We start from the raw sequence: 13,355 nt of genomic DNA, 5'->3' as shown, positions 1-13,355 counted from the left end.
CCGCGACGCGCCTATCCTCCGTGAGTGTGAGCACTCCGATCGAGGTCCGGGGCCTGGTCAAGACCTTCGGCAGCACCCGGGCCCTCGACGGGCTCGACCTCGACGTGGCGGCCGGGGAGGTGCACGGCTTCCTGGGGCCCAACGGGTCGGGGAAGTCGACCACGATCCGGGTGCTGCTCGGGCTGCTCCGCGCCACAGCGGGGGAGGCCCGGCTGCTCGGCGGCGACCCGTGGGCCGACGCCGCCCGGCTGCACCGGAGGCTGGCGTACGTCCCGGGCGACGTGACGCTGTGGCCGAGCCTCACCGGTGGCGAGGTCATCGACCTGCTCGGCAGGCTGCGTGGAGGCGTCGACGAGCGGCGTCGGGCCGACCTGGTCGAGCGCTTCGAGCTCGATCCGTCGAAGAAGGGCCGCACCTACTCCAAGGGCAACCGGCAGAAGGTGGCCCTGGTCGCGGCCCTCGCCAGCGACGTCGAGCTGTTGCTCCTCGACGAGCCCACCAGCGGCCTGGACCCGTTGATGGAGGCGGTGTTCCAGCAGTGCGTCGAGGAGTTCCGCTCCGCAGGCGGCACCGTGCTGCTGTCGAGCCACATCCTGGCCGAGGTGGAGCGGCTGTGTGACCGGGTGAGCATCATCCGGGCCGGTCGCTGCGTGGAGTCCGGCACGCTCGCCGAGCTGCGGCACCTCACCCGGACGACGGTGCGCGCGGAGACCACCCGCCCGGTGGACCGGCTGGCCGGGATGGGTGGCGTGCACGACCTGGCCGCCGAGGGGCAGCGGGTCGCCTTCGAGGTCGACTCCGCGGCGCTGCCCGGCGCGCTCGCCGCCCTGCAGGACGCCGGCCTCGTGAGCCTCACCGCGACCCCGCCGACGCTCGAGGAGATGTTCCTGCGCCACTACGGCGACGACGTCTCCGCGCACGCGGGGCCGGAGCGGGCGCCGTGACGGGAACGCTGGCGCTGCTGCGCCACTTCCTGCGGCGCGACCGGTGGATGATCCTCGCCTGGTCGGCCGGCATCACGCTCCTCTACTGGTCGCAGGCGGTCAGCGTCGGAGGGCTCTACGCCACGCAGGAGGAGCTCGACCGGGCCGCCGCGGCGATGGACGGCAACGCCGCCTTCGTCGCGATGGCCGGACCGGCCCGGGCGCTGGACACCGTGGGTGGCCAGGTCGCGTGGCAGGCGACGGCGTTCGGCGCGATCTGCGCCGGGTTGATGTCGATGTTCCTGGTCGTGCGGCACACGCGGGCCGAGGAGGAGTCCGGTCGCGACGAGCTGCTGCGGGCGGCCGCGGTCGGCCGCGCCGCGCCCACCGCGGCGACGCTGGTGGTCGCCGTGACGGCCAACGTCCTGACCGGCGCGCTGGTGGCGGCCAGCCTGGTCGCCTTCCCGCTTGCCGTCGCCGACTCGGTCGCCCTGGGCGTCGGGCTCGCGGCCGTCGGCCTGGTGTTCGCCGCGGTCGCCCTGCTCGCGGCCCAGCTCACGTCCGGCCCGCGGGCGGCGTACGGGCTCACCGGTGCGGTGATCGGCGCCGCGTTCGTGCTGCGGGCGATCGGCGACGTCGGATCGCCCGCGCTCACCTGGCTCTCGCCGATCGGGTGGTACCAGGCGATGCACGCCTTCTCCGGCCTCCGGTGGTGGCCGCTGCTGCTGCTCGCCGCAGCGGGCGCGGTCACCGTGGTGGCCGCGGTGTGGGCCTTCGACCACCGCGACCACGGCGCCGGGGTGCTCGCCGACCGCCCCGGTCCGACGAGGGCCGGGCCACGGCTCGGCACGCCCCTCGGCCTGGCCTGGCGACTCCAGCGCGGCACGCTCGCGGCGTGGGGCCTCGGGCTGCTGCTCACCGGGATGGCCTACGGGTCGCTGGGCAGCGACGTCGGCGACGTGCTCGGCGACTCGGCCGCCACCGAGGAGATCCTCGCCCGCGGCAGCGCGGACCTCGTCGACGGCTTCTACGCCACCTCGATTCTGATGCTGGGCCTGATGGCGTGCGGATACGCCGTCTCGACCGCGCTCCGCCCGCGCCACGACGAGGCCACCGGCGTCGTCGAGGTGCTGCTGGCGACCGGGCTGTCCCGGCGCCGCTGGCTGCTCGCCCAGACCGTCCTGACCGTGGCCGGATCGGCGGTCGTGGTCGCCGCGGCCGGGCTGGGGCTCGGGGTGGGCTACGCCCTCACGACCGGCGACTCGGGCGCGGTCGGCACCTACCTCGTCGCGTCCCTGCCCTACCTCGCCCCTGTCCTGGTGATGAGCGCACTGGCGCGCCTGCTCTTCGGCCTCCGCCCTCGCCTCGCGTCGCTGGCCTGGCTGGCGCTGCTGTTCGCCGTGGTCGTGATGCTCTTCGGCGAGCTGCTCCGGATGCCCGTGTGGCTGCAGGACCTCTCGCCCTTCCACCACCTCGCCCTCGTGCCGGCCGAGGACTTCCGGTGGGGCCCGTTCCTGGCCCTGCTCGTCGTCGCGGGCGCGCTGAGCGCCGCGGGGCACCTGCTCTTCGGCCGCCGCGACGTCGAGGTGCGCTAGGTTCGCGCGCATGGACGGGTCGACCGCGGCGGTCTGGCAGCCCGAGCCCGGGTGGCAGCGGCTGTCGGGAGCGGGCCCGGCGACCGTGGGGCTCTGGGCCGCGACCCACCGCGGTCGCGAGGTCGTGGTGAAGCGGCTCGGCAGGCCCGACCCGCACGATGCGCTGGGCGTCCTCGTGCCGGCCGACGTCAACTACTGGCGCCGCGCCGCCGACGTCGCCCTGAGCGGGGTGGTGGCCGACTCGCCCGGGCTCCACGAGGCCCCCGTCGTGCGGGTGGAGGAGGACGAGGAGGGCATCACCCTCGTGCACGAGCGGGTGGCGACCGCCGACCCGCCGGGCCTGTGGCTGGCGGCCTGCCTGGGCCGGTTCGCCGCGGTCGACCTCGGCGGCCACGCCTGGCTGGCTCGCGACCAGCTGCGCAGCCGGCTGCGCCTTGTCGAGCGCCGCGGCGGTTGGCGCACGCTGGCCCGCACCCCCGTCGCCGACATCGCCGACCACCTCTGGGCTCGTCGCACGAGCTGGCTGGACCGCTGCGACGCGCTGCCCCAGGTCGCGCAGCACGGCGACCCGTCGGCGGGCAACATCCCGGGCCGCGACGGCGACGGCGCGGTGGCGATCGACTGGGCGCACCTGGGCCGGGGACCGGTGGGCGCCGACCTGGGCTACCTCTCGCTGGCCACCCGCGAGGACATCGCCCCCCTCGTGGAGGCGTACGTCGACGCGCTCCCTCCCGGGCTCGCGAGCCGTGCCGACGTGGTCACCGGCGCCCGGGTGATGGCCGTCTACACCGCGCTCACCCGGCTCGACTGGGCGCTCGCCCGCGTCGCCGACGGCGAGGGCGCCCTGGCCGGGAAGTTCCGCCACCCCAGCGTGGCGCCCTACATCCACTCGATGCAGCGCCAGGTCGCGCAGATCGAGGCCCTGCTCAGCGATGCGTGAGGCGGGGGCGGGACAGGACGCGGACCGGGGGTGGAGGTGGGACCGATGCTCAGCGACGAGGACATGGTGCCCGCGGGCCTCCGGCACGACAGGTTCGTCGCGACGCCGCTCAACAGGGCCACGGCCGCCTTGGACTACGCGTCCTACATGGCAAGCCCCGGCGTGATCCGCGCCCACAGCGACGGCCGGTGGCCCGTCGAGGCGACCCCGGCCGCATCCGCGATGGTCACGTTCTGGCTCCGACAGGACCAGCAGGACACCGGGCTGGCCGAGGTCGTGGTCGAGACGGTGAACGCGTGGGTGCTCGACGACTGGCCGCTGACCGCCCACCTGTTCCGCGTCCTCCCTCACGAGAGGTCTTCCTGTCTCGCCCTCGACCGCCTGGGACTGAGGAGAGTCCGCCTCGCTCTCCCCGGCGAGGAACGCCCCTACCTCTGGTACGGCCCCTCAGGGTGACCCGGCGCGGACTGAGGACCGCGCCGCCCGTCACGCCCTCGTACGACGCCCGCCGAGCCCACCCAGTGGTGCGCGGTCAGAGCCTGCCGGCCGAGAAGGTGTCGCACGCCTCGAGGGTGCCCTCCTCGTAGCCGCGGGTGAACCACGCCATCCGCTGGGCGGCCGACCCGTGGGTCCACCCCTCGGGGTCCACGCCCTGGCCCGACTTCTGCTGGATGCGGTCGTCACCGACGGCCTTCGCCGAGTCGAGCGCCTCCTCGATGTCGCCCTGGTCGAGGTCGGTGAGGATGCCGTCGCCGTCGCTGGCGTCGCGGGTCCACATGCCGGCGTAGCAGTCGGCCTGCAGCTCGAGCCGGACGGCGTCGGAGTCGGGGCCCTTCTGCGTGCGGACCTTGCCCATCGTGCCCATCAGGTTCTGGATGTGGTGGCCGTACTCGTGGCCGAGCACGTAGGGCTCGACGAAGTCGCCGCCCTGCCCGCCGAGCTGGCCCTGGAGGACGTCGTCGAAGAAGGTGGTGTCGAGGTAGATCTGCTGGTCGGGCGGGCAGTAGAACGGGCCCACCTGCGACGACGCCTCGCCGCAGCCGGTCGACACGGCGCCGGAGAACGTGTTGATGGCCGCGGGGGAGAGCTCCGTGCCGGCCTGCTCGGGCAGGGTGTCGGCCCAGTAGCTCTCCAGCGACAGCGCCACGGCCACGCGCGCGCAGTCGGGGTCCTCGTTGGCGTCGGCGCCGGTGCGGCAGTTGGCGTAGCGCTCGTCGCCCGTGTCGATGCCCTCGGGCTGGGCCTGGCCCTGGGAGCCGGTGCCCCCGCCGCCGTCCGACATCAGGCCGGTGCACTGGGTGAGCACCACGAACAGCACGACGATCAGGATGCCCCCGATGCCGCCGCCGGCCCGGGCGCCGCCCGGGAGCGGCATCCGCATCCCGCCGCCGGCGGCGCCACCGCGGCCACCGCCGCGGCCCGCGTCGCTGACCCGGCCCCTGCTGATGTCGGCCTTGGGGTTGAAGCGCATGGACGTGCCTTTCGAGCGGTCGAGACGGTCGGATCGACCTCCGGGGAGGTTAGCGCCTGCATCGCCGATGGGGCTGCGACCCTCACCCCTTCGTAGGATGGCGCCCGAGATGATCACCGCCCAGAAGCTCGAGGTCCGAGCCGGCGCGCGACTCCTCATGGAGGACGTCACCTTCCGCATCGCCGCAGGCGACAAGGTGGGCCTCGTGGGGCGCAACGGAGCCGGCAAGACGACCCTCACCCGTATCCTCGCCGGCGAGGGCCAGCCCGCCTCGGGCCAAGTCCTGCGCACCGGCGACGTCGGCTACCTCCCGCAGGACCCCCGCGTCGGTGACCCCCAGGTGCTCGCCCGCGACCGCATCCTGTCGGCCCGCGGCCTCGACGACGTCGTACGCCGCCTGCGCGAGGCCGAGATCGACATGGCCAGCGAGGACCCCCGCACGCACGAGCGCGGCATGAAGCGGTGGACCCGCGCCGACGCCGAGCTGCACGCCGGCGGCGGCTACGCCGCGGAGTCCGAGGCCGCCCAGATGGCGGCGGCGCTCGGCATCGAGGAGCGCCTGCTCGCCCAGCCGATCGGCACCCTCTCCGGCGGCCAGCGACGCCGGGTCGAGCTCGCCCGCATCCTCTTCTCCGGCGCCGAGATCATGCTGCTCGATGAGCCGACCAACCACCTCGACGCCGACTCGATCGTCTGGCTGCGTGACTTCCTCAAGGCGCACCGTGGCGGGTTCGTGGTGATCAGCCACGACAACGCGCTGCTCGAGGCGACGGTCAACAAGGTGTTCCACCTCGACGCCAACCGCGCGGTGATCGACATCTACAACATGGGCTGGCACAACTACCTGACCCAGCGCGAGGACGACGAGAAGCGTCGTCGCCGCGAGCGCCAGAACGCCGAGAACAAGGCCAAGGTGCTCACCGACCAGGCCAACAAGATGCGCGCCAAGGCCACCAAGGCGCAGGCCGCGCAGTCGATGCTCAAGCGCGCCGAGAAGATGATGGCCGGCATCGAGACCGAGCGGCAGGCCGACAAGGTCGCCCGGATCGCGTTCCCCGATCCCGCCCCCTGCGGCAAGACCCCGCTGATGGGCAAGGACCTGTCGAAGTCCTACGGCTCGCTCGAGGTCTTCACCGCCGTCGACCTGGCGATCGACCGGGGCAGCCGCGTGGTGATCCTGGGCCTCAACGGCGCCGGCAAGACCACGATGCTGCGCATCCTGGCCGGCGTCGACAAGCCCGACACCGGCGAGGTCGTGCCCGGCTACGGGCTCAAGATGGGCTACTACGCCCAGGAGCACGAGACGCTCGACGTCAACCGGACGGTGCTGGAGAACATGCACGGCGCCGCTCCGGAGCTCACCGACACCCAGGCGCGCTCGGTGCTCGGGTCGTTCCTCTTCTCCGGCGACGACGCCCACAAGCCCGCGGGCGTGCTCTCGGGCGGGGAGAAGACCCGGCTCGCGCTCGCGATCCTGGTGGTCTCCAGCGCCAACGTGCTGCTGCTCGACGAGCCCACCAACAACCTCGACCCCGCCTCTCGCGAGGAGGTGCTCCACGCGATCCGCAGCTACACCGGCGCGATCGTCCTGGTCACCCACGACGAGGGCGCGGTGCGCGCGCTCGACCCCGACCGGGTGCTCCTGCTGCCCGACGGCGACGAGGACCTCTGGAGCGACGACTACGCCGACCTGGTGTCCCTCGCCTGACCGGCCCCCTGCCGGGCCGTCGTCGTGTCTGTCTGAGTCCCCGCTCGAGCGGGGACTCCGACACCTGGAGGCCGTTGCAACCCCCTCCGAGTGTCAGACTCCCCCCACAAGTCGGGCACGGGCCGGACGCGTACGCCCGCCCGGACGTTACTGACGAGTAGTAACCTGACGGCATGACTCCCGAAGAGCTCGCCGCGGTCGGCCTCCGCCTCGACGTCGTCGACGCCGTCGCCACGATCACCCTCGACCGGCCCGAGGTGCGCAACGCGCAGACGCCGGCCATGTGGCTGGCCCTCGCCGAGCTGGGCGCCTCGCTGCCCGCGGAGGTCAGGGTCGTGGTGGTCACGGGGGAGGGCGAGACGTTCTCCGCGGGTCTGGACCGGGCGATGCTCGACCCTGCCAACTCCGGCGAGGGCACCGTGCTGGGGCTGCTGGCACTCAGCGACGAGGAGGCGTCCGCGCGGATCGAGGAGTTCCAGCGCGGCTTCACGTGGCTGCGCGACCCGCGCTTCGTCTCGATCGCGAAGGTGCGCGGCCACGCCATCGGCGCCGGCTTCCAGCTGGCGCTGTCGTGCGACCTCCGCGTGGTCGCCGACGACGCCAAGCTGTCGATGAAGGAGTCGGCGCTCGGGCTCGTGCCCGACCTCACCGGCACCAAGCCCCTGGTCGAGCACGTCGGGTACGCCCGGGCGCTGGAGCTCTGCGCGACCGCGCGCGTCGTGACGGGGGAGGAGGCGGCGCGCATCGGGCTCGCCACGGCGTGCGTCCCGGCGGCCGAGCTGGACGGCGCCGTCGCCGACCTGGCGGCTGCACTGGTCGCCCCGATGCCGGGGGTGCTCAGCGAGACCAAGGCGCTGCTGCAGGGTGCTGCCGACCGCGACCTCGACGAGCAGCGCCGCCTGGAGCGCGAGGCGCAGGTACGCCGGTTCCGCGCGGTCGCGGCGGCGTTCGCGGGCTGACGCCCGCCGACCGCCGACTGGGGTGTCGGCGGCGCGAGGAACAATCAGGCCCCGTCGCGGGTTGACGCGGGTGGACCTCAGGAGGAGTTTGCATGTCGATGGGACCGGGTGCGGGTGGCCCGCCGTGGCGACACCTGCGCAGTGACCGGAGCGTCGTCGACAACAAGATCGAGCGCAGCACGCTGCGCCGGGTGGTCGCCTTCGCCCGTCCGCACCGCAGGCTGATCGTCGCGTTCCTGGCAGTGACCGTCCTCGACGCCGCCCTGGTCGTGGCGCCGCCGCTGCTGCTCAAGGCGATCATCGACGACGGCGTGAGCACCGGTGACACCTCGCTCGTGGTGCTGCTGGCGGCCCTCGTGGCCGTCGTGGCGGTGGTGAGCGCCGGGTTCGGCCTGATCACCGGCTGGCTGTCGAGCCGCATCGGCGAGGGACTGATCTACGACCTCCGCACCCGTGTCTTCGCCCACGTGCAGCGCCAGTCGCTCGCGTTCTTCACCCGCACCCAGACCGGGGCCCTCGTCAGCCGGCTCAACAACGACGTCATCGGTGCGCAGCGGGCGTTCACCTCCACGCTCCAGGGCACCGTCTCCAACATCATCGCCGCCGTGGTGGTCGGCGTCACGATGCTCTTCCTGAGCTGGCCGGTGACGCTGCTGTGCCTGGCGCTCTTCCCGATCCTGCTGCTGGCCTCGCGCTGGGTGGGCAACCGCCTGGCCGACCTGTCGCGCGAGCAGATGGACGGCAACGCCGACCTCGGCAACGCCATGACCGAGCGCTTCAACGTCGGCGGGGCGATGCTGCTCAAGCTCTTCGGCCGGCGCGAGGTGGAGGACGTCGCCTACGCGCAGAAGGCCGCGGTCGTCCGCGACCTCGGCATCCGGATCTCCCTGCTGACCCGCATCTTCTTCGCCGCGATGATGCTGGTGCCGTCCCTCGCCACCGCGCTCGTCTACGGCATCGGCGGCTGGCTCGCCATTCGCGGCGACCTGTCGGTCGGCACGATCGTCGCACTCGGCGTCCTGCTCACCCGGCTGCTCGGTCCCCTCCAGGGCCTCTCCAACGTCCGCATCGACGTGATGACGGCCCTCGTCAGCTTCGACCGCGTCTTCGAGGTGCTCGACCTGCCGTCGCTGATCCAGGAGAAGCCGGACGCGGTCGTGCTGCCGCCGACGGCGTCCCGCCTGGAGTTCGACCGCGTCGCCTTCACCTACCCGCGCGCCGACCAGATCTCCCTCGCCTCGCTGGAGACCGTCGCGCGCACCGAGTCGCGCGACACCGGCCAGGTGCTCCACGACGTCACGTTCACCGCCGAGCCGGGACAGATGGTCGCGCTCGTCGGTCCGTCCGGTGCCGGCAAGACGACCGTGACGCACCTCGTGGCCCGGCTCTACGACGTCGAGTCCGGCGCGGTGCGCGTCGGCGGCCACGACGTGCGCGACGTGACCCTCGAGTCGCTGGAGGACGTGGTCGGCTACGTCACCCAGGACGCCCACATGTTCCACGACACCATCCGCGCCAACCTGGTCTACGCGCGCCCCGAGGCGAGCGACGACGAGGTGTGGGCGGCCCTCGAGGCGGCGCAGATCGCCACGCTGGTGCGCTCGCTGCCCGACGGGCTCGACACCGTCGTCGGCGACCGGGGCTACCGCCTCAGCGGCGGGGAGCGGCAGCGGCTCGCGATCGCGCGCCTGCTGCTCAAGGCCCCGGCCATCGTGGTGCTCGACGAGGCCACCGCCCACCTCGACAGCGAGTCCGAGGCGGCGGTGCAGCAGGCGCTCGACGCCGCGCTGGAGGGGCGTACGTCCCTCGTGATCGCCCACCGGCTCTCCACGGTCCGCAACGCCGACCAGATCCTGGTCCTCGACGACGGCCGGGTCGTGCAGCAGGGCACCCACGCCGAGCTGATGGCGGCCGGTGGCCTCTACGCCACGCTCCACGCGACGCAGTTCCAGGCCGACCGGGCCGTGCCCACGCCCGGCTAGCGGTGCTCCGGCTGGTCGGCGCGGTCCTCCGCGTCGTCCTGGTCGAGCCGGTCGCGCCACGTACGTCGGCGGGCGCGGGCGGGCTGCGCGGGCTGCGCACGCTCGGTGCCGGTCGGCTCCGGCGCGGGTGACTCGTTGCTGCCCCAGGGGCCGCGGCCGCCGCGCCACTCGTCGTAGATGAGGTAGAAGAACCCGAAGATGGCCAGCGCCCCGAAGAACCACCACTGCAGGCCGTAGAAGAAGTGCGGCCCGTTGTCGAGCTCGGGCAGCTCGACCGGCACGAGCGGTGTCTCGGGCTCCGGCGACTCCGAGCGCAGGTCGACCCAGCCGCCGAGCACCTCGCGGCCGAGCGCCTCGGCGATGCGGCTGCTGTTGACGGCGCGGGTCGACTGGTCGGTGACCTCCGCGCTGTCGCCCTCGGCGTCGCTGCGCACCCAGCCGGTCACCTCGACCTCGCCGGACGGCGGCTCGGGGACGTCGGCGGTGGTGGCGCCGCGGTTGTCGGTGGCGTACCAGCCGCGGTCGACGAGCAGGCTGGAGCCGTCCTCGAGCTCGAGCGGCACCACGACGTCGACGCCGGCGGCGCCCTCGCGCGTGCGGTAGCGCACGATCACGGTGTCCTCGACGGCGTAGGTGCCGGTGGCCTCCACGATGCGCCACTCGTCCTCCTTGGCCACCGACCGGCCCGGGGCCAGCACGTCGGTGACCGGGGAGGGGCCCGCCTTCTCGTTGCGCTGGATGACGTCGTTGCGCTCCTGGCGGTCCTCGAGGCGGTGGAACTGCCACTCGCCGAGCCGCCACGCGACCCAGGCCAGGAAGACGACGACGAGCGCGAAGGCGATCCAGCGGCGTGAGACCAGGAACCGCATCTTGTGCACGCGGCGAGGCTATCCGGCGCGTCCTGAGCGTTCCGGGGGTGGTGCGGAGCGCGTCGGTAGACTGTGACGATGACGACACCCCTCGCTGACCGCTTCGGCCGCGTGGCCACGGACCTGAGGGTCTCGTTGACCGACCGCTGCAACCTCCGCTGCAACTACTGCATGCCGGCCGAGGGGCTCGACTGGCTGCCCACGGAGCAGACGCTCAGCGACGACGAGGTCGTCCGGCTCATCACGATCGGCGTGGAGCGGCTCGGCATCCGCGAGGTGCGGTTCACCGGCGGTGAGCCGCTGCTGCGGCGCGGCCTGGTCGACATCGTCGCGCGTACGCACGCCCTCGGCGTCGAGACGTCGCTCACCACCAACGCCCTCGGGCTCTCGCGCACCGCCGTCGCCCTCGCCGAGGCGGGGCTCGACCGCATCAACGCCAGCATCGACTCGGTGCGACCGGAGACCTTCGCGACGATCACCCGCCGCGACCGCCTCACCGACGTCGTCGCCGGTCTCGAGGCGGCCAAGGCCGCGGGGCTTGGCCCGATCAAGCTCAACGCGGTGCTGCTGCGCGGCACCAACGACGACCAGGCCGCCGAGCTGCTGCGGTGGAGCGTCGCCCATGGCTACGAGCTCCGCTTCATCGAGCAGATGCCGCTCGACGCCCAGCACGACTGGAGCCGGGCCGCGATGGTCACCGCCGACGAGATCCACCAGGCGCTGTCCGCCGAGTTCTCGCTGACCCCCCACGGTGAGCCGCGGGGCAGCGCGCCGGCCGAGCTGTTCGACGTCGACGGCGGCCCGGCGACCGTCGGGATCATCGCCTCGGTGACCCGTCCGTTCTGCGGCGACTGCGACCGCGTCCGGCTGACCGCCGACGGTCAGGTGCGCAACTGCCTCTTCGCCCGCGAGGAGTCCGACCTGCGCACGGCGCTGCGCTCGGGCGCCGGCGACGAGGAGATCGCGGAGCGCTGGGTCATCGCGATGGTCGGCAAGCGTGCCGGGCACGGCATCGACGACGAGACCTTCCTCCAGCCCGACCGCCCGATGTCCGCCATCGGGGGCTGAGCGCCGGGCACTCCCATGACGTCCGGGACTCAGCGCTCGGTCCGGTGCTCCACGACGTCCTTTAGGAAGCCGCGGGCGCCCAGGAAGTCGGACAGCGAGGAGCGGTGCTCCTCGCACGCGAGCCACGACTTGCGGCGCTCGGGGGTGTGGATCTTGGGGTTGTTCCACTGGAGGTCCCACACGGCGTCGGCCTGGCAGCCCTTGGCCGAGCAGATGTCACGGTCGGGGTCCATCGGCGTCCTCTCGGCAGGGGGTACGGCGGGGCTCCGCCGGACATGAGAAGTGCCGGACAGCCACGGGGGGAAGCTGTCCGGCACTCAGAGCTCGCGCAGACGGGGGATGCTGCGCTCGCACGGTGAATCATTCCAGACGGGTGGATGAAAACCAAACTTGTCGCGCACCGCGCCCGACAGAGGTTTTCCTCAGTCCGTGTCGTCCTTCGCCGCGAGTTCGTGGGCCCCGGCGTTGGCCGGAAGCGTGAATCCGTCGTGACGCTGGTCGTTGGCGTTGGCCATGACCACGGCGAAGAGCGGCAGGAAGACGGCGGCCGCGACGAGCACCCACCGCAGCGCCCCCGGGCCGACCGCGACGGCGGCGACGAAGCACACCAGGCGGATGCTCATCGACCACGCGTAGCGCCGTTGGCGCGAACGCATGTCGTCGGCGGCGTTGCTGCGAGCCGTGGTGATGCGCACGGCATCGGACTTGGCCATGGGGTCGAGTCTACGTCGCTAGGCTCGGAGAACCACGGGCCCGGGGACGGTCCGCACGACGCTCACCAGGAGGAAGCATGACCGACCGCACCTACCGCGTCACCGAGATCGTCGGGACGTCTCCGGACGGCATCGACCAGGCCATCCGCAACGGCATCGAGCGGGCCGGCAAGACGCTGCGCCACATCGACTGGTTCGAGGTCACCCAGGTCCGCGGCCAGGCCAAGGACGGGGCCGTCGAGCACTTCCAGGTCGGCATGAAGGTCGGCTTCCGCCTCGAGGACGAGTGACCCGGGCGGGCGGCGCGGCGTGATTCCGGATACCCCCCGGTAATCACTAGCGTCGGGGAGCGTGAGCGAGATTCCCGGAACCACCCCCGCGCCCCGGTCCGTCCTGGTGACGGGAGGCAACCGCGGGATCGGCCGCGCGATCGCCGAGGCGTTCATCGCCCAGGGCGACAAGGTGGCGGTCACCACCCGCAACGGCGGCGCGCCCGACGGCGCGCTCGACGTGCGCTGCGACATCACCGACCCGGACGCCGTCGACGCGGCGTTCGCCCAGGTCGAGGAGGCCCACGGCCCGGTCGAGGTCCTGGTGGCCAACGCCGGCATCACCAAGGACACGCTGCTGCTGCGGATGAGCGAGGACGACTGGTCGTCGGTCATCGACACCAACCTCACCGGCACGTTCCGGCTCGCCAAGCGGGCCGCGAAGGGCATGCTGCGCCTGCGCCGCGGGCGCATCATCCTGATCTCGTCGGTGGTCGGCCTGCTCGGCTCGGCCGGGCAGGTCAACTACGCCGCGTCGAAGGCCGGCCTCGTCGGCCTCGCGCGCTCGCTCGCCCGCGAGCTGGGCAGCCGCTCGATCACCACCAACGTCGTCTCGCCCGGCTTCGTCGAGACCGACATGACCGACGTCCTCACCGACGAGCAGAAGGCCGCGATCAGGACGCAGGTCCCGCTGGGTCGCTACGCCACGCCCGCCGAGGTCGCGTCCGCCGTCACCTGGCTCGCCTCCGACGGCGCCGCCTACGTCACCGGCGCCGTGATCCCCGTCGACGGCGGCCTCGGCATGGGCCACTGACGCCCCCACCTGCTCCGCCACCTCCTCTGCCCGACCACGACCCG

Annotated in this window: 14 protein-coding genes; 10 read left to right on the top strand and 4 right to left on the bottom strand. The window is 73.0% G+C overall.

Annotation, left to right across the window (positions count from 1 at the left end):
• Positions 1-26 precede the first annotated feature (26 nt).
• From AC54T2_RS16775 to AC54T2_RS16760, 4 genes are read left to right on the top strand one after another with little or no spacing between them, the layout of a single operon-like run.
• Positions 27-944: an ABC transporter ATP-binding protein gene (locus AC54T2_RS16775; RefSeq protein ID WP_186342568.1), complete on the top strand. Its 918-nt coding sequence runs from the start codon at positions 27-29 to the stop codon at positions 942-944.
• Positions 941-2,518 (top strand): ABC transporter permease, encoded by a 1,578-nt coding sequence (locus AC54T2_RS16770; protein ID WP_496666748.1) that lies wholly within the window; start codon positions 941-943, stop codon positions 2,516-2,518. The genes AC54T2_RS16775 and AC54T2_RS16770 overlap by 4 nt, the downstream gene beginning before the upstream one ends.
• Before the next feature lie 10 nt (positions 2,519-2,528).
• Positions 2,529-3,458, top strand: coding sequence for a phosphotransferase (locus AC54T2_RS16765; protein ID WP_496666747.1), 930 nt, complete (start codon positions 2,529-2,531; stop codon positions 3,456-3,458).
• Positions 3,459-3,503: 45 nt separating this feature from the next.
• A complete protein-coding gene (locus AC54T2_RS16760; RefSeq protein ID WP_496666746.1) occupies positions 3,504-3,914 on the top strand; it encodes a hypothetical protein in 411 nt (136 codons plus the stop codon).
• 76 nt (positions 3,915-3,990) lie between these two features.
• Here the strand turns inward: AC54T2_RS16760 and ypfJ are convergent, their stop codons facing one another.
• Entirely contained in the window at positions 3,991-4,929 is a 939-nt protein-coding gene (gene ypfJ, locus AC54T2_RS16755) for a KPN_02809 family neutral zinc metallopeptidase (RefSeq protein WP_496666745.1), read from the bottom strand.
• A gap of 109 nt (positions 4,930-5,038) precedes the next feature.
• Here ypfJ and AC54T2_RS16750 point away from each other — a divergent pair, with 109 nt between their 5' ends.
• The 3 genes from AC54T2_RS16750 (at position 5,039) to AC54T2_RS16740 (ending at position 9,578) form a co-directional block, all read left to right on the top strand.
• Positions 5,039-6,637 (top strand): ABC-F family ATP-binding cassette domain-containing protein, encoded by a 1,599-nt coding sequence (locus AC54T2_RS16750; RefSeq protein ID WP_186342561.1) that lies wholly within the window; start codon positions 5,039-5,041, stop codon positions 6,635-6,637.
• Positions 6,638-6,810: 173 nt separating this feature from the next.
• The gene (locus AC54T2_RS16745; RefSeq protein ID WP_186342560.1) at positions 6,811-7,596 is read left to right on the top strand and encodes an enoyl-CoA hydratase/isomerase family protein; all 786 of its coding nucleotides are present in this window, start codon (positions 6,811-6,813) and stop codon (positions 7,594-7,596) included.
• A gap of 98 nt (positions 7,597-7,694) precedes the next feature.
• On the top strand, positions 7,695-9,578 hold the full coding sequence (locus tag AC54T2_RS16740) for an ABC transporter ATP-binding protein (protein ID WP_496666908.1): 1,884 nt from the start codon (positions 7,695-7,697) through the stop codon (positions 9,576-9,578).
• Here AC54T2_RS16740 and AC54T2_RS16735 read toward each other — a convergent pair.
• Entirely contained in the window at positions 9,575-10,447 is an 873-nt protein-coding gene (locus AC54T2_RS16735; protein WP_222129814.1) for an SURF1 family cytochrome oxidase biogenesis protein, read from the bottom strand. The two genes, AC54T2_RS16740 and AC54T2_RS16735, sit on opposite strands and share 4 nt — an antisense overlap.
• Positions 10,448-10,525: 78 nt before the next feature.
• On the opposite strand from AC54T2_RS16735, the gene moaA reads away from it, so the two are divergent.
• Entirely contained in the window at positions 10,526-11,515 is a 990-nt protein-coding gene (gene moaA / locus AC54T2_RS16730) for a GTP 3',8-cyclase MoaA (protein ID WP_496666744.1), read from the top strand.
• 29 nt (positions 11,516-11,544) lie between these two features.
• Here the strand turns inward: moaA and AC54T2_RS16725 are convergent, their stop codons facing one another.
• Complete coding sequence (locus AC54T2_RS16725; RefSeq protein ID WP_186342557.1) at positions 11,545-11,748, bottom strand: acetone carboxylase; 204 nt, start codon at positions 11,746-11,748, stop codon at positions 11,545-11,547.
• 189 nt (positions 11,749-11,937) lie between these two features.
• On the bottom strand, positions 11,938-12,228 hold the full coding sequence (locus AC54T2_RS16720; RefSeq protein ID WP_186342556.1) for a DUF3099 domain-containing protein: 291 nt from the start codon (positions 12,226-12,228) through the stop codon (positions 11,938-11,940).
• A gap of 77 nt (positions 12,229-12,305) precedes the next feature.
• Here AC54T2_RS16720 and AC54T2_RS16715 point away from each other — a divergent pair, with 77 nt between their 5' ends.
• Positions 12,306-12,518: a dodecin gene (locus AC54T2_RS16715; protein ID WP_186342555.1), complete on the top strand. Its 213-nt coding sequence runs from the start codon at positions 12,306-12,308 to the stop codon at positions 12,516-12,518.
• A 70-nt stretch (positions 12,519-12,588) separates the two neighbouring features.
• Positions 12,589-13,311 carry a 3-oxoacyl-[acyl-carrier-protein] reductase gene (fabG, locus tag AC54T2_RS16710; protein WP_496666907.1) on the top strand — a complete coding sequence of 241 codons (723 nt, stop codon included), beginning with the start codon at positions 12,589-12,591 and terminating at the stop codon, positions 13,309-13,311.
• Positions 13,312-13,355: the final 44 nt, after the last annotated feature.

This window comes from Nocardioides sp. Z35_8 (assembly GCF_059621125.1).
The sequence above is the reverse complement of the archived record's forward strand: the minus strand, read 5'-3'. Positions and strand labels throughout refer to the sequence as shown.

Coding starts and splice junctions, on each gene's coding strand:
- AC54T2_RS16765 (WP_496666747.1), top strand. CDS start 2,529: ATGGACGGGTCGACCGCGGCGGTCTGGCAGCCCGAGCCCGGGTGGCAG.
- AC54T2_RS16760 (WP_496666746.1), top strand. CDS start 3,504: ATGCTCAGCGACGAGGACATGGTGCCCGCGGGCCTCCGGCACGACAGG.
- ypfJ (WP_496666745.1), bottom strand. CDS start 4,929: ATGCGCTTCAACCCCAAGGCCGACATCAGCAGGGGCCGGGTCAGCGAC.
- AC54T2_RS16750 (WP_186342561.1), top strand. CDS start 5,039: ATGATCACCGCCCAGAAGCTCGAGGTCCGAGCCGGCGCGCGACTCCTC.
- AC54T2_RS16745 (WP_186342560.1), top strand. CDS start 6,811: ATGACTCCCGAAGAGCTCGCCGCGGTCGGCCTCCGCCTCGACGTCGTC.
- AC54T2_RS16740 (WP_496666908.1), top strand. CDS start 7,695: ATGGGACCGGGTGCGGGTGGCCCGCCGTGGCGACACCTGCGCAGTGAC.
- AC54T2_RS16735 (WP_222129814.1), bottom strand. CDS start 10,447: ATGCGGTTCCTGGTCTCACGCCGCTGGATCGCCTTCGCGCTCGTCGTC.
- moaA (WP_496666744.1), top strand. CDS start 10,526: ATGACGACACCCCTCGCTGACCGCTTCGGCCGCGTGGCCACGGACCTG.
- AC54T2_RS16725 (WP_186342557.1), bottom strand. CDS start 11,748: ATGGACCCCGACCGTGACATCTGCTCGGCCAAGGGCTGCCAGGCCGAC.
- AC54T2_RS16720 (WP_186342556.1), bottom strand. CDS start 12,228: ATGGCCAAGTCCGATGCCGTGCGCATCACCACGGCTCGCAGCAACGCC.
- AC54T2_RS16715 (WP_186342555.1), top strand. CDS start 12,306: ATGACCGACCGCACCTACCGCGTCACCGAGATCGTCGGGACGTCTCCG.